Genomic DNA, 20883 nt, shown 5'->3' on the forward strand with positions numbered 1-20883 from the left:
TGGCGCTCTATTGTTTCTACACACGTCGAGTCCGAGGGGGAGACGGGTGCAGCGTCGCAGCGCTATCGCGGTCTCGGAATGGCTGCGTGACTCAACGCCACTGCAGTGGCGTGTCGCACTCTTCGATCAACTCGGAAATGCACCCCTCAAACGGCTCGTGTTGTCGCTGGGCGCGGCACTATTGGGATTCGCCTCAGCGGCCGCTGCCGCGTCGTCGAGCTCAGGGTTTTCGCCCCTCGTCGAGAACATTCTGCTGGTCACAGCCGTCGTCGCCGCGACGCTGGTCCTCCGGTGGTGGCTGCTTCCGCTGCCGACTCGAACCGAAAGCCTTCTGGTACTGGTGTTCGCCGACGCCGTGATCGCGACCGCATGCTTTGGGCATCACGACCGCATGCTCGGCATCGCAGGCGTCACCCTTTTCTCGATCATGAGCGCATTCGCGGTGTTCTTCTGCACGCCACGGTCACACATCCTCCACGCGACCTTCGCGTCCGCAGTCATTGTGAGTTTGATCACGTTGGTGGCTATCGACGACGGGCGGCCGATGCTGTTGGTGGCCATGTCCAAGGGCATCGCCCCCCTTGCCCTGGTGGCACTGATCATGCCCTCGATGCACTACTTCTTCTGGGTTCTGGGCACCAACGCCATGGACGCCGGCACCGATCCGCTGACCCGCTTGGCCAATCGGCGAGGCCTTACGCGATACGTCGGTGGGCTCGACAACTCAGCCCGAACGGTCTCGGTGATCATCATCGACATCGACGGATTCAAGGCGATCAACGACACCCACGGCCACCAGGTCGGCGACTTGGTGCTCGTGCGCGTGGCCGGTCGGATCATGGAGGCGTGTCATCGGCTGGCAGGCATCCGCAATGTCATCGCCTCGCGAACCGGCGGCGAGGAGTTCGCCGTGATTCTCGACGACGACCTGCGCACCGCCCGTTCGCTTGCCGAGCGCATCCGCATCGGCGTCGCAGCCGACACCTCACCGTCGGTGACCGTCAGCGTCGGAATCAGCGTCACCTCACCGGACGTCAAGGCGAACGTCGACCGACTCCTCGAAGACGCCGACGCCGCCATGTACCTCGCGAAACGACAGGGCGGAAATCGCGTGGTTGTGGCGCCGTCCAACGACCACCGACCACTGGCCCGACACGCTCGGCGCGAACGCCACGACGCGATCAGTCCGCAGTCGTGATCGAGTCGTCGGTGACTCCGGCGGCGCGACGAGCGGCGAGGCGTCGCTTCTGCGGTTCGATCGTGTAGCGCGGGTCCTTCGCCGACTCGATGCCAGCGTGGAACACACCGAACCGGGTACAGGCCGACGCCGCGAGCAAGGCGAGTCCCGACGCGGCTGACGCGACCCGCGAACGACCACTGAGCAGTGTGCCCACTCCCCCGATGACCGCCAGGCGTTCGGCCCAACGCATCAGCGCACCGGGTTTACCGTGGTGGAGCGGTTCTGCGGCAATCGGATCCATGCGCGCTTCCATGACGCGGGTGGCCGCCACATCGCCCACCACGCCGAGCACGGCCAGCGTCCGTGCCGGGCCCACCTCGTCGAGCGGTGTGGTGACCAGCGCCAGTCCGCTCGCCGCGAGACTTGCCGAGCTGACGAAGACAAAGGGCAGGTCGCGGTGCATCGCGTTCCACGTCGGTGTGGCCGTATCGCCCAGCAGCGCCGCGGTGTACACGGCGAGCAGCGGCCCCATCGCGCCGCCGACGAGTCCCGCCGGCGCCTCCACGACGTGCAGAACAGTACGCAACGGACCGATCGGAAGCCTTTCTCGGAGAAGCCGATCCACTTCCGCCGCGGCCGCGACCCCGATCCCGCCGGAGAAGCCGGACAGTATCCATGACCCGACGCTCATCGGCGACGTCACCTTGAAGGTGCGCAGCATGTTGTAGAACCGATCGGGTCGGCCAAGGTCGGCGATGAGCGCAACCCCACCCAGCCCGGCCGCGGCGAGACCACTGAGACGGGCGTTGCGGCGCAACACTTCTCGCCCGGTCAACTGCGCGCCCACCGCGAGTACTCCCGACCCACCCGCGACGCCACCGAGGAACAGGTACGCCGCGACCTTGTCGTCCCACGGCGCAGGCTTGACCACGTTATGCCCGTAGTAGCCCTCGACGTCGACCTTCTCGAACTCGACGTCGGGCACCATCGACATCTCACGCGCGCCATCGCCCTGGCCGAACAAGCTGCGTCGACGCCCCTTGCCGCCCTTGCGCTTTCGGCGACCGGGCTCGGGCGGGCGCAGCGAATCGTAGTCGGAGGTCATCGCTTTCTGCCGGTCAGGAACGAGACCGCCGCCGCGGCGACCATTCCGAGGGCGGCAGCGCCCGCTCGTCGGTACATGGTGGGGAGATCGGCCGTGCACACGCGTGGGTCCGGCGGAAGGCCGTAGACCTCCGGCTCGTCGAGCAACAGGAACACCGACCCGGTGCCGCCGACTCCGTCGTTGGAATTCGCCCCATAGAGCCGGGCTTCGGTCATCCCCTGCGCGTGTAGTTGCTCGACGCGTTCGCGCGCGGTGTCGACCATGTCATCGTGGTCGCCGAACTTGATCGACGTCGTCGGGCAGGTCTTCGCGCACGCGGGCGTCTCGTCGTCGACGAGTCGGTCGTAACAGAGCGTGCACTTCTGTGCCACACCACGTCTGGGCACGGGAGGCTGCTCGCCCTTGCGCTGCCCCTCACGCGTCGTCGGCTCGACGGTGCCGTCGGATCGACGTTCGACGACGCCGAAAGGGCAACCGGCGACACAGGTTCCGCACCCGTTGCACACGTCGTGCTGCACGACGACGGTTCCGAACTCCGTGCGGAACAACGCGCCGGTCGGGCACACGTCGAGACAACCCGCGTGCGTGCAGTGCTTACAGACGTCCGACGACATGAGCCAACGGAACTCGGGCGTGTCGGGCGGGGTGGTGTCAGGCGGGGTGGTGTCCACGGCGTCGGGAATTGTGTTACCCCCGGGCATCGTCGGCATCCCCAAACCGACCAGGGCACGGCCTGATTCGCGTGCCTTGTCGATGCGGTCGCGGTCCTGCTCGATGAATGCGACGTGTCGCCATGTACTCGCACCGAGCGCGACGGTGTTGTCGTACGACATGCCCGTCAGCTCGAGGTCGCCGTCACGCGGGTTCTGGTTCCATTCCTTGCACGCGACCTCGCATGCCTTGCAGCCGATACAGATCGACGTGTCGGTGAAGAACCCCTTGCGCGGACGCTCGGCGTCGCCCCAGTGCGCGTCGGCACTGGGATCGGTGGGGCCGGACAGTTGATGACTCATCTCGCACTCCTCACCATCGGGTGAACCCCTCTCCGTCCGCATCATCGGAATCGGTTGGCGGATAGATTGTCTCGTGCTCGGGATCGGTGATGCGCACGTTGTCGGTCTCGGGTGTCACGCCTGCGCGCTGCTGGTAGTCGCGCACCAGGTCGAGTAGCGCCTGCCCGTGCGGTCGACGCCCCGCGATCACCTCACACGACCCGACCTTGGACTCCTGGATCTGGACGTTGGGATCGAGCGTGACGCCGATCAGGTCGTTCGCGGCGTCGCCACTGACGACGGCGTCGCTGCCGACGCCCCAGTGATAGGGCAGACCGACCTGATGGACGTCACGCCCGTTGATACGCAACGTCTTCACCCGATCGGTGACCAGTACACGTGCCTCGATGGCCGCGCGCGGCGAGATGATCGTCGCCCACCCCTCGTTGACCAGCCCGCGCTCGGCGGCGAGTGCCGGCGAGACCTCGCAGAACATCTCCGGCTGCAGCTCGGCGAGATACGGCGACCAGCGACTCATCCCGCCCGCGGTGTGGTGCTCGGTGAGGCGGTAGGTGGTGAACACATACGGGTAGACGTCGACGCCTTCGTCTCCCGCGCTCGGAGCGTCGAGATTGTCGTTACGCGCGAACATGATTCGTGCGGGGGCCTGCTGCTGCGGGTACAACGCGTTGGCGACCGGCGACTCCTGCGGCTCGTAATGCGCGGGCAGCGGTCCGTCGACGAGGCCCTTGGGTGCGAAAAGCCAACCCTTGCCGTCGGATTGCATGATGAACGGGTCGTCGCCCGCAAGTCCCTCGGCTCCTCCGAGGTCGGGGTCGGGGCGGGCATCGGGCGCCTTGTCGACCGGGAAGTCGGGCACGTCGTCGCCAACCCACTTGCGCGCCTGCGCATCCCACCAGATGTAGCGTTTGCGCTCGCTCCACGGTTTGCCCTCGGGGTCGGCGGAGGCGCGGTTGTAGAGAATTCGACGATCCGCCGGCCACACCCAGCCCCACTCGTGCTGGCTTACCGAGTCGCCGCCGTGCGGTACCCGCCGCGCGGCCATGTTTGTCGCGTGCGCATAGATGCCGGTGTAGATCCAGCAGCCGCCCGCCGTCGAACCGTCGGCCTTCATCTGCGTGTAGCTGGTGAGGTTCTCGCCCGCGTGCTCGCCAGATGTGAAGTAGCCGTTGATCTCCGAGAGCACCGACTCCGGTTCGGGGTTGCCGTGTTCATCGAGGGGGTAGTCCCACGTCATGTCGAGGAGCGGTCGGTCGCGCGGGTCGTCGGAGTCGGCCAGCCGCGCGCGGATGCGCTGCCCGAGTTCGTAGAAGAAGTCGAGTTCGCTCTGTGCCTGTCCCGGCGGCGCGACCGCCTGATGCCGCCACTGCACCATGCGTTGGGTCTGGGTGAACGAGCCGGCCTTCTCGACATGCGTCGCTGCAGGCATGAAGAAAATCTCGGTACCGATGTCCTCTGTGCGCAATTCGCCGGAGGCGATCTCGGGTCCCTCCTTCCACCAGGTGGCCGACTCGATCATGTTGAGGTCGCGCACCACCAGCCACTTGAGATGGCTCATCGCCAGGCGCTGCTGCCTGCCGTTGGCCGATCCGACTGCAGGGTTCTGGCCGAGTACGAAGTAGCCCTCGACCTCGTCGTCGAGCATCGACACGGTGGTCTGATAGGTGCCGGCGGGCCCGTTCAACCTCGGCAGGTAGTCGTAGCACCAGTCGTTGTCGGCAGTTGCGGCGTCGCCGAACCACGCCTTGAGCAGGCTCACCATGTAGGTGTCGGCGTATGCCCAATACCCCTTCTGCTGTGGCGATCCGACGCCCGCGAGGTACTCGTCGAGAGTGTCGTGCTTGCCGACCGACGGCATCGGCAGATAGCCGGGAAGCAGGTTGAACAGGGTCGGGATGTCGGTGGAACCCTGGATGCTCGCGTGTCCGCGCAGCGCCATGATGCCGCTGCCGGGGCGACCGACGTTGCCGAGCAACAACTGCAGGATCGCCGCGGTACGGATGAATTGGGCGCCGAGGGTGTGCTGCGTCCAACCGGTCGCGTAGCCGAAACACGTTGTGCGGTCACGGCCGGAGTTGTCGGCGATCGACTCGGCGAGGTAGGTGAACTCCTCGACCGAGATCCCGCACATGTCGCGGACCATCTCCGGCGTGTACCGGGAGAAGTGGCGTTTGAGGACCTGGAAGACCGTGCGCTCATCGGTCAACGAGTCATCGCGCAGCACGTTCGCGTGCTCGAGAGGCGGACCACCCGAACCGTGCTGGTCGCCTGCCGCACGCGCCGCAGCGGTCTCGCCGTGCTCGTCGCCCCCTGGCGATTCGATACCTGGCGATTCGATGCCGCCGCCGTCCTCGGCGTCGGCGTAGGCCCACGTCGACGGGTCGTACTGTCCGGTCTCGGGGTCGAAGCCGGAGAACAGTCCGCCGAGGTCCTCGGTGTCGCGGTACTCGTCGTTCACGATCGTCGCGGCGTTGGTGTACGCGACGACGTACTCACGGAAGTACCGCTCATGGGTGAGCATGTAGTTGATCAGCCCACCGAGCAGCACGACGTCGGAGCCGACACGGATCGAGATGTGCTTATCGGCATTGGCCGATGTCCTGGTGAACCGCGGGTCGACGTGGATGACCCGTGCACCGCGCGAGCGCGCCTCAACCACCCACTGGAAGCCGACCGGGTGCGCCTCGGCCATATTGCCGCCGATGAGCACGATGCAGTCGGAGTTCGCCATGTCCTGCAGTGATTGCGTTGCGCCGCCGCGTCCGAATGAAGCTCCCAAACTGGGAACGGTTGCGGAGTGTCATATGCGCGCCTGGTTCTCGATCTGGATCGCGCCCGCCGCGGTGAAGAGCTTCTTGATCAGATAGTTCTCTTCGTTGTCCAGGGTCGCGCCGCCGAGCGATGCGATGCCCATGGTGCGTCGGAGTACGCGCCCCTGCTCGTCGGTGTCCTGCCAGGTTCGACGACGCGACTCGACGAAGCGGTCGGCGATCATGTCGATGGCGGTGTCGAGATCGAGGTCCGTCCACTCGGTCGCGTACGGCGCGCGGTAGCGAATGGTGCGCTGCCGCATCGGATTGTTGACCAGTTGCTCGCTCGACGCGCCCTTCGGGCAGAGGCGTCCGCGCGAGATCGGCGAGTCGGGATCGCCCTCGATCTGGATGACGCGTTCGTCTTTGACGTACACCTTCTGCCCGCAGCCGACAGCGCAGAATGGGCAGACGCTCTGCACCACGCGGTCGGCGGTGGCGGTCCTCGGTTCGGTTGCGCGGGTGCGCGCCGACTGCACGGCCGGACCGCGGCCGAACTTGTCGCCGGTGCGCAACTGCCGGAAGACCGGCCACTCCAATGGGCTGAAGGAGGGCACGTAATAGACCCTACGTCAGATTGCACCCTTGTCGGGGTCACCCGTGGGCACGGCGTCGAACGTCTTGATGTCGAGCGGTGCGGCGAGCAGATCGTTCAGCGCTGCGCCGAGTTCGGCGAGGGCGGCTCCCTTGCCGTGCGTGGCCAGGGCGTCGAACGACTCCCACTTCTCGATCATCACCAGATCGGTGCCATCGCCGGTGGCCTCGTGCAGTGAGTACAGCTGGCAACCCGGCTCGGTCTGCACCTTGGGGACCGCCGCGATCACTGCCTCGCGCACCGCTGCCTCCTGTCCGGGCTTCGGCGATAGCGTTGCGACGACGATGACGGGCGACATATGCACTCCTACTTGGGGTTCCGCGCCCTGGTGGATTTCCGGGCGCGGAAGACAACGCTACGTCGGCGACGCCCCACGCGATGGCGTTTTGGCGTCAGTTGCCGCTCACGAGCACCGGGGATTCGAGCGCGACGGCGTCGACCGCGGCAACGAAGGGCGGCAGGAAGTTCTCGACGCCGATCACGCAGCAGGCGTGGCCGCCGTCGACGTCGAATCGGCGTGCGCCGGGGATGCCGTCGACGAGAAGTTGCTGACGCTCCGGTTCGACGGTGTGATCCCTCGTCGACACGACGACAGAGGTGGGCACGTCGATGTCGCGCAGCCACGAACTGGAGTCGAAGTTGCCAAGACCCTCGCCGAAATCGCCCGCGTGCGAGAGCGGCGTCGAGAGGAACTGCTTGGTGGCCCAGATGCTCGTGTGTTTCGCCGGGCGGTCGAGGCTGGCGTCGGACGGGCGGGGCAGCGACTCGTAGATCGGGCGCAGGATTCGTCCGATGCGGGCGTCGCGGTCACGCCTGTGCGGATCGCGTTCGCTGAAGAACGGCCCGGTCGAGCACAGCACGAGTCCTGACACCCTGCGCGGGTGTCGACGCCAGACGAGCTGTGCGATGCCGCCACCCATCGAGAAGCCTGCGGCGGTGAACCGGTCGATGCCGAGAACGTCGGCGAGCGCGACGACGTCGTCGGCGCAGTCGCGCAGATCGAAACCCTCGGCCTGAATGCCTCGGCCGTGCCACCGCTGGTCGAGTGTGATGACCCGATACCGACCGTTGAGCTGCGGAATCGACGGATACCAACAGAGAAGGCCGGTGGTGAGCACCGAGTGCAGCAGGAACACCGCCGGCGCGTCTTTCGGCCCGGAATCGGTGACGTAAGTCGTTCCGCGGCCGGGCAATTCGACATGCCGCCCGGCGGGAAGGTCGCGTACCGGATAGGGCGTCGCGATGTGGCGAACGCCGCGCACGATCCGCTGAATCGACGACGGCGTCGAAGCCTCGGTTGCCGGGGAAACGTCTGCACTCACCCGGTCAACGGTACGCGCCCACGCTGCGGGTTCGCTGAATTCGGCGCGTCAACGAATGTTCATGCTGAACAGGTGCCGTTCGTCGGCTAGGTGCCAACGTGAGACTCTTGTCACATGATCGACGTCGATCGCCCGAAGATCGAGGGCTCCGTAGCTGTTGGAACACACGCACACGACAAGAAGAAGCGCCGGATGGGGTTCGCCGAGTTCGGTTCGGCGTCCGGTCGCCCGATCCTGTGGTTCCACGGCAGCCCCGGTGCTCGTCGACAGATCCCACTCGAAGCCCGCGAGTACGCCGCTGCCCGCGGAGTGCGGCTCATCGGTATCGATAGGCCGGGTGTCGGATCGTCGACGGTCCACCCCTACGACTCCGTACGGGACTTCTGCGCCGACCTCTCCGACGTCCTCGAGGCGCTCGGCATCGACGATTTCGGTGTCATCGGCGTCTCCGGCGGTGGCCCGTACGCGCTGGCCGTCGCGCACGAGTTCGGTCCACGCGTCCACGTCGCCGGAATCGTCGGCGGCGTGGCCCCGACGGTGGGACCGGAGGCGATCGGCGGTGGCGCGGTCGCGTTGGCACGCCGCGCCGCACCCGTCCTACCGGTCCTCGGGGCACCCGTCGGGCAGGTGATCAGCACCGCACTGCGCTTCGTACGGCCGATCGCCGAGCCCGCGATCCTGCTCTACGGCAGGCTCTCCCCCGCCGCCGACCGCGAGTTGCTCAGCCGCCCGGAGTTCCGCGCGATGTTCCTCGACGACCTCCTCAGCGGCGGGTCGCATCGCATGGAGGCGCCATTCAACGACGTCCGGGTGTTCTCCCGCGACTGGGGCTTCTCGGTCACCGACATCACCACCCCGGTGCGCTGGTGGCACGGAGACCGCGACCACATCGTCCCCTACGCGCACGGCGAGCACGTGGTCTCGCTCCTGCCCGACGCCAAGCTGTTCAGCCTGCACGGCGAGAGTCATCTGAGCCTGTTCGGGATGTCGACCGACGTGATGGACGAACTACTCGCCGTCTGGGATCAGGCGACGGTTGCGCCCACGAGCCCCGCGGGCGAGTAGGACCAAAAAAGTTCAGTGGCTACATAGGGGTTTCCTCACGGCCCGTGAGCCGACGGGTGTTTGTGGCGCTCGGTCGCGCCGTGGTCGGATCAGATGATGAGTACGTCGATCGTGGTCACCGGCCATCGCCAGCGCGAGGCCTGGGTGCGTAAGGAGATGCCGCCCGTCGAAGAGGTGCGGCCGGGCCTCTGGTCGATCCCGGTCCTCATCCCCGAGAACCCCCTGCGCTACATCCTCGTCTACGCATTGGCGACGTCTGACGGTCGGCTCGCGCTCATCGACACCGGTTGGAACACCGACACGGGCTGGAAGATGCTCGTCGACGGAATCCACTCCACCGGACACGACCTCGCCGACGTCTCGCACGTCTTCGTCACCCATCTGCACCCCGACCACTTCGGACTCGTCCCGCGCCTGCTGGAGCACACCGACCCGCAGCTCGCGATGCACAACGCCGATGCCCGTCACCTGCGGTTTCACAGCGAGGAAGAACTCGCGGGCGAGTTTGTGGCCGCTCAGCAGGACCTGCGTGTACTCGGCGCTCCGACCGACGTCGCCGACACAGGGCTCCTCGAGTTCGTCCGGCTCCCGGGCGGTCGCACGATGGACGTCGAACTCGACGACGACGTTCCGCTGAACGTTCCCGGATGGAACCTGCGCGCGGTGTGGACACCCGGCCACACCGCGGGTCACCTGTGCTTCGCCGACGACGACGCGGGCGTCATCTTCACCGGCGATCATCTGCTCCCCCGGATCAGCCCGAACGTCTCGACCAACCCGTTCCAGACGCCGAGCCCACTCGCCGACTACCTGACGTCGCTTGCGCGAACCGAGCACATCGGCGACCTCGAGGCCATGCCCAGTCACGAGTACCGGTTCCGCGGGCTCGCCGACCGGGTGACCGATCTCCTGTCGCACCACGAGGAGCGACTCACCGAGATCGCCGAGGCGATCTGGAACCAACCGGGCGCCACAGCGTGGGACGTCACCCGCGCTGTCACGTGGTCGCGCCCGTTCTCCGACCTGTCGATTCCCCTATCTCGCATGGCATTGCGGGAGACCAACGCGCACCTTTTGGTACTGGAAGCGCGCGGCATCATCTCGTCGACGGGTCACGAGCCGGTGCGCTGGACGGTCACCGCCACCCGACCCGCCGATCACAGCATCGAATCCGCAACCACGAGAGGAACTCTGCGATGACCCCGGTACGCACCGAATTCGCCGACGGCGTAGCCGTTTTCACCATCGACCGCCCGGAGGCGCGCAACGCCGTCAATCAGGAGGTCGCGCAGCAACTCGCCGCGGCGATGGACGAGTTCGAACGTCGCGACGACATCACCATCGGCATCCTCACCGGGGCGGGTGGAACCTTCTGTGCCGGTATGGATCTCAAGGCGTTCACGCGTGGTGAGCTGCCCAGCGTCGAGGGTCGCGGCTTCGGCGGTATCGCCTCCGCTCCCCCGAGCAAACCACTGATCGCGGCGGTCGAGGGCTGGGCGCTGGCGGGCGGGTGCGAACTAGCACTCTCGGCCGACCTGATCGTCGCCGCCGACGACGCGAAATTCGGTCTGCCGGAGGTCAAGCGCGGACTCGCGGCCGCTGCGGGCGGTCTGCTACGACTCCCCAAGATCCTGCCCTATCAACTCGCCATGGAGATCGCACTCACCGGCGATCCGATCACCGCCGTTCGCGCCCACGAGTTCGGCCTGGTGAACACCTTGACGCCGTCGGGCGGGGCACTCGACGGCGCGCGTGAGCTCGCAGCACGGATCGCCGCGAACGGGCCGCTGGCGGTGCGTGCCACCAAGCAGGTCGTCAGCATGGCCATCCGCTACACCGACCCCGAGCTGTTCACGGAGCAGCGCGGCATCCTCGATCCGGTCTTCGTCTCCGACGACGCGCAGGAAGGCGCCCGCGCCTTCGCCGAGAAGCGCACACCGAAGTGGACCGGCCACTGATCGAGGTACCCCCTCGCCTACGATCGAGAGGTGGACCTGCACCTTGCCACCTATTTCGTCGCGGTCATCGATCACGGCGGTATCACCAAGGCTGCGCAGGCGCTCTACATCTCCCAGCCGTCACTGTCGCAGGCGATTCGTACGCTCGAACGCAAGCTCGGCGTCACGCTGTTCGACCGCACGGGGCGTCGACTCGAACTCACCGAGGCGGGCGCACGCGTCGAGGTGATCGCGCGGCGCGTCCTCGCCGACGTCGAGCGAGCCCGTCTAAGAGTCGGCGCCGTCCGCGAATTACGTTCCGGGACAGTGGATATAGTCACCGAATCCGCGTTCGCCGTCGCACCCCTCGTCGCGATCGTGCGCGATTTCCGTGCCCGCTTCGACAAGGTGATCGTGCGGATCCTCGCCGCCGACGGTCCCGCGGGCATCCTCGCGTCGCTACGCAGCGGGCGAGCCGAGATCGGACTGATCGATTCCACCGCCGACCATTCCACCTTCGTATTCACTCCGCTGGGCACACAGGAACTCGTCCTTGCCGCATCGCCATCGCTGAGCGTCGACGCCGACGAGGGTGTTGTCGCACGCGAGTCCGTCCGCTCGCTGCCACTGCTGCTCGACCTCTCCGATCCGTCGACCGGGAGTCTTCTCGCCGACATCATCTCCGACGGCGCACGCAACGTGATGGTCGACTGCTCGCACCCGCCCACCATCCGCGAGTTGGTCACCCGCGCCGTCGGCGCCACCATTGCACCGCGCGAGTCGGTCGCCGAGCAGATTCCGGACGCCACGACGTACAGCCTGGACCCTCCGCTACGACGAGACTTCGGTCTGATCATGCGCTCGGGCCAACCGTCACCCGCCGCAGCGGCTTTCGTCGCCGTAGCACGCCAGACATGCGGCGCCCCAACACGAGTCGACGACTCGGTCTTCGAGTAGCCCGTGGAACTGCGCCAGATCGAGTACTTCCTCGCCGTGGTCGAGCACGGCGGCATCGGCGGGGCGTCGGTGTCACTCGGCGTGACACAGCCGACGGTGTCCCAGGCGCTGCGCGCGCTCGAACGTGAGCTCGGAGTGCAGTTGTTTCACCGGATCGGCCGCGGGATGGTGCCGAGCGCGGCCGGACGTGCACTCGTCGGCTCGGCGCGACAGATCGTGCGCGACGTCGAGTCGGTCGACGACGCGCTTGCCGTCGGCAGTGATCAGATCACCGGCCGGGTGGAGATACTCGCCTCACCGTTCGCCGACGGTGCCACGATCGCCGAGGTGGTCGCGGCATTCGTCGACGCGCACCCCGCCGCCACCATTCGGGTGGGCGAGCTCGACGACGAATCACTCGCAGCAGCAGTGATCGAGGAGGGACGCTGCGACTTCGTCGTCACGCATCTCCACCCCGTCGAGACGGCGGTCGACGACGCTCTCGAGGTGATCGTGCTCGGCGAGCAGGAGTTCTGGCTCGTCTGTCCGTCGGGCACCGTACTGCCCGACGGTCCGATCGACATCGCCGACCTTCCCCACATCCCGATGGTGTTCGTTCCGCGCGGCGGGACAGTCGCCGACGAGATCGAGAGCGCCATGCGCGAAGCGGGCGTGCGGCCACCGATCGCAGTGCTCGCCGAAGACCGCGAAGAGCGACTACCCATGGTGCTGGCAGGAATCGGCGCGACGTTGCTCGAACGCCGTGTCGCGCAATCGGTTGCCGATCGCACCACCGTGCGGCCGGTTCGACCGCGATTCGTCCGCAACTTCGCGCTCATGTACGACCCGACAGCGTTGTCGGTCGCCGCACAGGCTTTCGTCGACGTCGTCAGTGCCCGGAGCTGATGAGTTCGGGGCTGATGAGCTCGTAGATGGTGGCGTTGGCCATGCCACCGGCTTCGCACATCGTCTGCAGTCCGTAGCGAATACCGTTGTCACGCATGTGATGTGCGAGGCGCGTGGCAAGGATGGCACCGGAACCACCCAGTGGATGGCCGACGGCGATCGCCCCGCCGAGCGGGTTGAGTGCCTTTTCCGCCGCGCCCGTGTCGATCTGCCAGGCCAGCGGCACCGGCGCGAATGCCTCGTTGACCTCGAACGCGCCGATTTCGTCGATCGAGAGTCCCGACCGCTCAAGCGCTTTGGCCGTCGCGGGGATCGGCCCCGTGAGCATGATGACCGGATCGTCGGCTGCGACGACGGTCGTGTGAATCCGCACCAGCGGCACCAGACCGTGGGCCGCCGCGGTCTCGCTCGACATCACCAGCAGTGCGCCCGCGCCGTCGGAGATCTGTGATGCGTTGCCCGCGTGAATGACGCCGTTCTCGTCGAAGACCGTCCGGAGTGCGCCGAGGGACTCCAGGGAACCGCCGCGTCGAATTCCCTCGTCACCCTCGAGCACACCGGGCAACGTAGCGAGCTGAGCGTCGAATGCACCCGAATCGGTTGCTGCGGCGGCGAGTTCGTGTGATCGCAGCGCGTACTCGTCGAGTTGAGTGCGGCTCAGTCCCCAACGTCGTGCGACCTCCTCTGCGCCGATACCCTGGCTGAATCGGTCGACGCCGAAGCGGTCGAGTACGGTTGCCGGCTGACTCTCCCCGTTGGGCGCCGCCGTACCCATCGGCACGCGACTCATCGACTCGACACCGCCCGCCACGACGACGTCGAGTTGTCCGGAGATCACCGCGGCCGCGGCCATTGCCAGCGCCTGCTGACTGGACCCGCACGCCCGTGTGACCGTGGTTCCGGGGACCGTTGTCGGCCACCCCGCGGCCAGCACCGCCGTACGTGCGATGTTTCCCGCCTGCTCGGAATGTTGGCTCACGCAACCCCACATGACGTCGTCGATGATCGCGGGGTCGATCCCGGTACGTTCGACGAGTGCTTCGAGTACGTGCGCCGAGAGGTCGGCGGGATGGATGCCGGCCAACGCGCCATTTCGGCGTCCGATCGGGGTGCGCACCGCGTCGACGATCACTGCATCTGTCATGCATTCGAGCCGACCACTTCTCACCCGGTGACCACAAGTAGATTCGCGTTCACGGACCCATAGCCGCGACCTATCCCCCTGATTCGCCCAGTCTCCCTGACGCCCCTACACATTGACTCGCCCTATCGGTGTGTTAGCCGATCCGGCCGTTCCTTCCGGGTATGCCACGGGTGCATGCTGGAGACCATGCAGCGCACCGTATTCACCGAAGACCACGAGGCTTTTCGCAAGACGATCCGCGACTTCATCGCCAAGGAGGTCGTGCCGGTCCACCACGAGTGGGAGAAGCAGGGACACCCTCCGCGCGACTTCTACCGCAAGCTCGGCGAGTTGGGTGTGCTCGGCATCGAGGTGCCCGAGGAGTACGGCGGCGGGGGCGTGCACGATTTCACGTATTCGCTTGTCGTGTCGGAGGAAACCTCGCTTGCAGGCGTGACCTTCGGCAGCGAGTCGGTGCACACCAACCTGATCCTGCCGTACCTGATGGAGTACGCGACCGACGAGCAGAAGCAGCGGTGGCTACCCGGATTCGCCTCGGGCGACATCATGTTCGCGATCGCCATGACCGAACCGGGCACCGGCTCCGACCTCGCAAACATCTCGACGACGGCCAAGCTCTCCGAGGACGGCAGCCACTACATCCTCGACGGCGCAAAGACGTTCATCACCGGTGGCGCGCTGGCCGACCGCATTCTGGTGGTCTGCCGAACCGCACCGTTCGATCCGGACAATCGTCGTGCCGGACTCTCGATTCTGGTGGTGGACACCACGTCCGAGGGCTTCGCCGTCGGACGGAAGCTGGAGAAGATCGGCCTCAAGGCATCGGATACCGCCGAACTCTCCTTCTCGTCGGTGCGCGTGCCTGTCGAGGATCGGCTCGGCGAGGAGGGCAAGGGGTTCTCCTACCTCACACACAACCTAGCGCAGGAACGCCTGAGCATCGCCATCGGAGCGTCGGCTACCGCGAACGCTGCTCTGCAACACGCCCTCGCCTACACCCGGGAGCGCGACGTGTTCGGCAGGCCCGTCGCATCGTTCCAGAACACCAAGTTCGTGCTGGCGGAGTGCTCGGCCGACGTAGCGGCGGTGCAGCAGTTCGTCGACCAGGCGTTGATCCTGCACAACCGGGGCGAACTCTCGGTGGCCGACGCCGCGCGTGCCAAGCTCTTCGCCACCGAGACCGCCGGCCGCGTCATCGACAAATGCCTGCAATTGCACGGCGGATACGGCTACATCACCGAGTACCCCATCGCGCGCCTGTACGCCGACACCCGCGTCTCCCGCATCTACGGCGGCACCAACGAGGTGATGAAGACGATCATCGCCAAGGATCTGGGGCTCTAGAGCGGCCTCGCCATCAGCGACCCTTGAGTTGGTCCAGCCAGGTGCGGGCGGAGGCGTCCGACGGCGAGCGCCAGTCGCCGCGCGGCGACAGTGACCCGCCCGAACCGATTTTCGGCCCGTTGGGCATCGCGGTGCGCTTGAACTGGTTGCTCATGAATCGCTTCAGGAACGTCGAGAGCCAGTGCTCGATCGTCGCGGCGTCGTACTGGTTTCGACGCTCCGTCGCGATCAACTCCGACCACGCGCCGCGTTCCCGGTCACCCCACGCCTGGCCGGCCAGGTAGGCGATCTTGTCGGGGCGATACCCGAAGCGCGTCAGGTAGTACAGGAAGAAGTCGTGGAGTTCGTAGGGGCCGACGGTGTCCTCGGTGCTCTGGATCGCGCCGTCGTCGCCCGGCGGGACGAGTTCGGGCGAGATCACGTCGTCGAGGATCTCTGCGAGCGTGTCGGTGGTCTCCTGCGAGTACTGTCCGGTCGAGATCATCCAGCGAATCAGGTACTGGATCAACGTCTTCGGGACCGAGGTGTTGACGTTGTAGTGCGACATCTGATCGCCGACACCGTAGGTGCACCACCCCAGAGCGAGCTCGGACAGATCACCGGTCCCGAGCACGATTCCGCCGTGGAAGTTCGCCAACCGGAACAGGTGCGACGTCCGTTCGCCTGCCTGCACGTTCTCAAAGGTGACGTCGAAGACCTTCTCGCCCTTGGCATATGGGTGCCCGATGTCGGCGAGCATCTGCTCGCACGACGGCCGGATGTCGAGTTCGGCGCCGGTGACGCCGAGAGAATCCATCAGCACATGTGCGCGCCGTAGCGTCGCGCCGCCGGTGGCGAATCCCGGCATCGTGTACGCGAGGATGTTGGTGCGCGGCAGGCCGAGTCGGTCGAAGGTGTCGACGGCGACGAGCAGCGCGAGCGTCGAATCGAGACCACCGGACACACCGATGACGATCTTGTCGATGCCGGTGGCGCGCAGGCGTGCAGCCAGGCCCTGAACCTGGATGTCGCGCACCTCTCGGCACCGTTCGTCACGATCACCGGCGTCGGCGGGAACGAATGGGAATCGTGCGACCGCGCGTCGCAGCTCGTCGTCGGCGAGGTCGAGGTCACCGAACTCGAAGTCGATGTGGCGCAACGACGTCAGACGATCCTTGAGATCACCGACCTGATCGTGGAAGCTGCCCATCCGGATGCGTTCCTGGCGCAGTCGGTCCAGGTCGACGTCGGCGACGACGAGTTGCTCGGTCGTCGCGAATCCCGTACTGCGAGTGAGTAGTCCACCGTTCTCGGCGATCAGGGCGTCACCGTCCCACGCGAGATCGGTTGTGGATTCGCCATATCCGGCGGCAACGTAGAGGTAGGCCGCGATGCACCGGGCGGAAAGGCTGGTGCACAACGACTTCCGATACGACTCCTTGCCGATCGTGACCGGCGAACCCGACAGGTTCGCGAGAACCGTCGCACCTCCCAGCGCGGCCCAGGTGCTCGGCGGGATGGGCACCCACGCGTCCTCGCAGACCTCGAGATGCAGCGCGAAACCCGGCAGGTCGACGGCGTCGAAGATCAGGTCGGTGCCGAACGGAACCGTCTGTCCGAGCAGCGTCACCGTGTCGGCGAGTGCGTCGCGGGCCGCGCTGAAATAGCGCTTGTCGTAGAACTCGCGGTAGTTCGGCAGGAACGCCTTCGGTACGACGCCGAGAATCCGACCATCACGCAGCAGGACGGCGCAGTTGTACAGCCCGGCGTCGACGACGAGCGGCAGGCCGACCGCCACCAGCGGGCGCAGACCCTCACTCGCGGCGACGACGGTGGCGAGGGCGTCGAGCGCGGCGTCGATAACCGCGTCCTGTTGGACCAGATCGTCGATGCTGTATCCGGTGAGTCCCATCTCGGGGAACACGACGAGCGCGGCACCCTCGGTGGCCGCCTGCCGCATCAATTCGACGGTGGCCTGCGCGTTGGCCACCGGGTCGGCGATACGGACGACCGGGACCGCGCCCGCTACTCGGGCAAATCCGTGGCGATAGATGGACACAGGGCAAAGCTTAGTGACCGGATGACCCCATCACCGCAAGACCTCAGTCGCCACATACCTCGAGAAGCGTCTTGAGCTGCTCGTCGAAGGCGTGGGCGAGGAAGTCGACGTCGGGGATCTGATCGGTACACCCGAGGATGCCGACGTTGAGCTCGCCGTCGGCCGAGAACACCGTGATGTTCAGGCCGAGCCCGTGGAAGATCGGCCCGAGCGGGTAGACCGCGGTGACACGCGCGCCGCAGAAGTACACCGGAATGTCGGCGCCCGCGACGTTCGACACAGTCACGTTGAAGATCGGCGGATGCTTGAGTGCCAGTTTTCGGTCGCCGTAGAACTTCATCAACGTCGACATCGTGGTGCCGGGCGCGAACTGTGCCCACGCACGCAGGATGTTCGCGTCGATGTCGGCGTGGTGTGCCTTTGCTTTCCGCGAGAGTTCTGCCGCGCGCTCGATCCTTTCGACGGGATCTGCGACGTCGGAGGCCAACTGCGTGAACATCCCCGACACCTTGTTGGTGCCCTGCACCATCAAGCCACTGTCGTCGGCGCCGTGGACAGATACCGGCACCATCGCGACGAGTGGCCTGTCCGGCAGCTCGTTGTGCGCCAACAGATACTCGCGCAGCGCGCCGCCGGTGATCGCCAGCACGACGTCGTTCACCTTGACGCCGAACCGGTTCTTGACACGCTTGATGTCGGCGAGTGAGAGCTGGGTCAGTGCGATCGAACGGTGCGGGGTGATCGGCCCGTTGAATCGGGTGCGCGGCGCCCCGAACGGCGCGGGCATCGCCTCGTGCGAGCGCGCCCGACGCAACCACGCGACCGGAACCGAGACCGTCTCCGGGAGCAATCGAGCCATCGCGATCGGACGTCGGATCAGGTAGTGCACCGCTCCCGTCGCGGCGAGCAGCGCATGCGACGACCCGCCCGCGGTCTGATGCAGCAGATCGGCGTCGAGGTCGGGCTGCTCGGGCGACAGCGAGAAGAGCTGCGACAGCACCTCGGCGCTGCCGACGCCGTCGACCGCGGCGTGGTGCATCCGCAGCATGATCATGATCCGCCCGTTGGACAGTCCCTCGATGACCCACAGTTCCCACAGCGGCTTCGCCCGGTCGAGGGTCTGCCCGGCCAGATGCCCACAGAGTTCGGTGACCTCGCCGATCCCGCCCGGCGCCGGAACCGCGACACGGTGCACATGCCGGTCGATGTCGAAATGGTCGTCCTCCACCCAGGCGGGGTGGTCGATGTTGATCAGCGAGTTGTCGAGCTTGCGTCGGAACTTCGGGGTAGCACGGACGAGCTGTCGCATCTGATCACGGATACCGCTGAACGAATACCCACCGGGAATCGTCGACGGATCGATTTCGATCAGGCCGATGATCTGCATCAACTGTGACCGCGTCTCCATGTACAGGAACGAGGCGTCCAAACCGCTCAGCCGCTCCATCGCAAATCCTCCGCATCCTGCTCGCCCGCGCCGTCGCGCGCACGCCCGTCTTCGTTGCCGGGCCGATGATGAAATCGAACCACGTCGATGCGTCGTCGCGCTCCTTTTCCATAACGCTTCGCGCACCCGCCGTAGTTCCCTACGATCAGCCCGATGCGCACCGAAAACGCCGCGTCTGCCGCGGATGCCCGATTCTCGCCGACCCCATTCGATCTCGACGAGTTGTCGGAGGCGTTCGACGTCTTCGAGGCCACCGTCGCGGGCATCGCGGCGCAGGCCCGAGCGCAGCCGTCCGAGGCGCCCGCGGCATGGGCGCGATTCGCCGACCTCTTCACGTCCGACGCCGACTACATCGAGCACGCACTCGGCACCATGCACGGCAGGGACGAGATCCGCCCGTGGATCGTGAAGACGATGACCCGCTTCCCCGGCAACCACATGGTCGCCTTCCCCAACCTGTGGAAGGTGTTCGACGCCCCCACCGGTCGGGTGATCTTCGAGGTCGACAATCCGATGTGCGATCCCGGCGACGGAAGTGTGATCACCGCGACCAATATCTCGATCATCACGTACGCGGGCGACGGCCTGTGGCGGTGCGAGGAGGACATCTACAACCCGATGGAGTTCGGCAGCGCCGCGATGCTGTGGTGTGACAAGGCGCGCGAACTCGGTACTCTTGACGACGACGCCGCCACGTGGGCGTCGACGTTCGGCCGAGCGTTTCGGGGGTAACGCTTGCGAGCCAAGTTACGACACCGTAAGTGCGTACTTGGGTAACGCCTGCTCGGTGCCGTAGCCTTACTGACTGACTTGGATACATGTCGGTCACCGAGCCAGGCATGACAACCAGAGACGACAGTCGGAGACTACGACAGTCCGACCTGTTTCGATGTGGACCGTTCGGAGGAACGAACAATGGCACGTGAGCTCACTCAGCTTGATCTGCTCCGCGAGCTGGCACCGGTTGCCGAGGACAACGTCAACCGGCACCTGAAGATCGCGAAGAACTGGAACCCGCACGACTACGTCCCGTGGGACGAGGGTCGTAACTTCGCCGCGCTCGGCGGCGTCGACTACGACCCTGAGCAGTCGCAGCTCGATGAGGTTGCGAAGGCCGCGATGATCACGAACCTGCTGACCGAGGACAACCTGCCCTCCTATCACCGGGTGATCGCCGACAACTTCTCGATGGATTCGGCATGGGGCTTCTGGGTCGGTCGTTGGACCGCCGAGGAGAACCGGCACTCGATCGTCATGCGCGACTACCTCACGGTGACGCGCGGCGTCGACCCCGCCCAGCTCGAGGCCGACCGCATGGTCCACATGACCAACGGTTACTCGCCCGAGTCCGCTGCAGGCGACCGCGTCGAGGAGATGATGGAGAAGGGCGGCGAAATGGGCCTGCTGCACTCCGTCGCCTACGTGACGTTCCAGGAGCTCGCGACGCGCGTCAGCCACCGCAACACCGGCAAGGCGTGCAACGATCCGATCGCCGACAAGATGCTCCAGCGCATCGCGGCCGACGAGAACCTGCACATGATCTTCTACCGCAACATCTGCGGCGCCGGTATGGACATCGCTCCCGACCAGACGCTGCGTGCCGTGACCGACATCGTCACCAACTTCCAGATGCCCGGCGCCGGAATGCCCAACTTCCGCCGCCACGGCGTGTTGATGGCCAAGCACGGCATCTACGACCTGCGTCAGCACCTCGAAGAGGTCATCCAGCCCGTCCTGCGCAAGTGGAACGTCTTCGATCGCGACGACTTCTCCGCCGAGGGCGACCAGACCCGCGAGGAGCTCGCAGCCTTCCTCGAGCAGCTCGAGAAGGACACCATCAAGTTCGAGGAGATGCGCGACCGCGCACTCGCCCGCGAAGCCAAGAAGCGCGAGCGTCAGGCGTCCTGACGCAACCATTGGCTTGACGACGACGATCCGAACCCCAGCAGCGCCGGCGCCCTCCGCGATCCACGAGGGCGCCGGTGCGCTGTCGGCTGCGCACGCCACCCCGCTCCACGCAACCCCACTGCGCGACACCCGC

Annotated in this window: 17 protein-coding genes; 9 read left to right on the forward strand and 8 right to left on the reverse strand. The window is 66.3% G+C overall.

Annotated elements, in window-relative coordinates:
• Positions 1–46 precede the first annotated feature (46 nt).
• Positions 47–1198 (forward strand): GGDEF domain-containing protein, encoded by a 1152-nt coding sequence (locus tag ACRVY7_RS03465; protein ID WP_049697778.1) that lies wholly within the window; start codon positions 47–49, stop codon positions 1196–1198.
• Here ACRVY7_RS03465 and nrfD read toward each other — a convergent pair.
• The 5 genes from nrfD to ACRVY7_RS03490 all read right to left on the reverse strand — a co-directional run bounded on the left by nrfD (position 1182) and on the right by ACRVY7_RS03490 (position 7947).
• Entirely contained in the window at positions 1182–2285 is a 1104-nt protein-coding gene (gene nrfD, locus ACRVY7_RS03470) for an NrfD/PsrC family molybdoenzyme membrane anchor subunit (RefSeq protein ID WP_431815990.1), read from the reverse strand. The two genes, ACRVY7_RS03465 and nrfD, sit on opposite strands and share 17 nt — an antisense overlap.
• Positions 2282–3298, reverse strand: a complete 1017-nt coding sequence (locus ACRVY7_RS03475) for a 4Fe-4S dicluster domain-containing protein (protein WP_431815991.1) — start codon at positions 3296–3298, stop codon at positions 2282–2284. Before ACRVY7_RS03475 ends, nrfD begins: the two co-directional genes overlap by 4 nt.
• A gap of 10 nt (positions 3299–3308) precedes the next feature.
• A complete protein-coding gene (fdh, locus tag ACRVY7_RS03480; protein ID WP_431815992.1) occupies positions 3309–6665 on the reverse strand; it encodes a formate dehydrogenase in 3357 nt (1118 codons plus the stop codon).
• A gap of 15 nt (positions 6666–6680) precedes the next feature.
• Positions 6681–7001 carry a putative quinol monooxygenase gene (locus ACRVY7_RS03485; protein WP_431815993.1) on the reverse strand — a complete coding sequence of 107 codons (321 nt, stop codon included), beginning with the start codon at positions 6999–7001 and terminating at the stop codon, positions 6681–6683.
• Positions 7002–7095: 94 nt separating this feature from the next.
• The gene (locus tag ACRVY7_RS03490; protein ID WP_431816386.1) at positions 7096–7947 is read right to left on the reverse strand and encodes an alpha/beta fold hydrolase; all 852 of its coding nucleotides are present in this window, start codon (positions 7945–7947) and stop codon (positions 7096–7098) included.
• 192 nt (positions 7948–8139) lie between these two features.
• On the opposite strand from ACRVY7_RS03490, the gene ACRVY7_RS03495 reads away from it, so the two are divergent.
• The 5 genes from ACRVY7_RS03495 to ACRVY7_RS03515 all read left to right on the forward strand — a co-directional run bounded on the left by ACRVY7_RS03495 (position 8140) and on the right by ACRVY7_RS03515 (position 12869).
• Positions 8140–9090, forward strand: a complete 951-nt coding sequence (locus tag ACRVY7_RS03495; RefSeq protein WP_431815994.1) for an alpha/beta fold hydrolase — start codon at positions 8140–8142, stop codon at positions 9088–9090.
• Between the two features lie 96 nt (positions 9091–9186).
• Entirely contained in the window at positions 9187–10290 is a 1104-nt protein-coding gene (locus tag ACRVY7_RS03500) for an MBL fold metallo-hydrolase (protein WP_431816387.1), read from the forward strand.
• Positions 10287–11048: a crotonase/enoyl-CoA hydratase family protein gene (locus ACRVY7_RS03505; protein WP_431815995.1), complete on the forward strand. Its 762-nt coding sequence runs from the start codon at positions 10287–10289 to the stop codon at positions 11046–11048. The genes ACRVY7_RS03500 and ACRVY7_RS03505 overlap by 4 nt, the downstream gene beginning before the upstream one ends.
• A gap of 30 nt (positions 11049–11078) precedes the next feature.
• The gene (locus ACRVY7_RS03510; RefSeq protein WP_431815996.1) at positions 11079–11984 is read left to right on the forward strand and encodes a LysR family transcriptional regulator; all 906 of its coding nucleotides are present in this window, start codon (positions 11079–11081) and stop codon (positions 11982–11984) included.
• Positions 11985–11987: 3 nt separating this feature from the next.
• Complete coding sequence (locus tag ACRVY7_RS03515) at positions 11988–12869, forward strand: LysR family transcriptional regulator (RefSeq protein WP_431815997.1); 882 nt, start codon at positions 11988–11990, stop codon at positions 12867–12869.
• Here ACRVY7_RS03515 and ACRVY7_RS03520 read toward each other — a convergent pair.
• Positions 12853–14013, reverse strand: a complete 1161-nt coding sequence (locus tag ACRVY7_RS03520) for a thiolase family protein (RefSeq protein ID WP_431815998.1) — start codon at positions 14011–14013, stop codon at positions 12853–12855. The genes ACRVY7_RS03515 and ACRVY7_RS03520 overlap by 17 nt on opposite strands.
• A 186-nt stretch (positions 14014–14199) precedes the next feature.
• Between ACRVY7_RS03520 and ACRVY7_RS03525 the strand changes: the two genes are divergently transcribed.
• Positions 14200–15357 carry an acyl-CoA dehydrogenase family protein gene (locus tag ACRVY7_RS03525; protein ID WP_049698058.1) on the forward strand — a complete coding sequence of 386 codons (1158 nt, stop codon included), beginning with the start codon at positions 14200–14202 and terminating at the stop codon, positions 15355–15357.
• Between the two features lie 13 nt (positions 15358–15370).
• On the opposite strand, the gene ACRVY7_RS03530 is transcribed toward ACRVY7_RS03525, so the two are convergent.
• On the reverse strand, positions 15371–17395 hold the full coding sequence (locus tag ACRVY7_RS03530; protein WP_431815999.1) for an NAD(+) synthase: 2025 nt from the start codon (positions 17393–17395) through the stop codon (positions 15371–15373).
• A 43-nt stretch (positions 17396–17438) separates the two neighbouring features.
• Entirely contained in the window at positions 17439–18842 is a 1404-nt protein-coding gene (locus ACRVY7_RS03535) for a WS/DGAT/MGAT family O-acyltransferase (RefSeq protein WP_049697764.1), read from the reverse strand.
• A gap of 153 nt (positions 18843–18995) precedes the next feature.
• On the opposite strand from ACRVY7_RS03535, the gene ACRVY7_RS03540 reads away from it, so the two are divergent.
• The gene (locus tag ACRVY7_RS03540; RefSeq protein WP_431816000.1) at positions 18996–19574 is read left to right on the forward strand and encodes a nuclear transport factor 2 family protein; all 579 of its coding nucleotides are present in this window, start codon (positions 18996–18998) and stop codon (positions 19572–19574) included.
• Between the two features lie 183 nt (positions 19575–19757).
• Positions 19758–20750 carry an acyl-ACP desaturase gene (locus ACRVY7_RS03545; protein WP_049697762.1) on the forward strand — a complete coding sequence of 331 codons (993 nt, stop codon included), beginning with the start codon at positions 19758–19760 and terminating at the stop codon, positions 20748–20750.
• Positions 20751–20883 lie beyond the last annotated feature (133 nt).

The organism is Gordonia jacobaea (genome assembly GCF_965344965.1).
GTDB lineage: Bacteria > Actinomycetota > Actinomycetes > Mycobacteriales > Mycobacteriaceae > Gordonia > Gordonia jacobaea.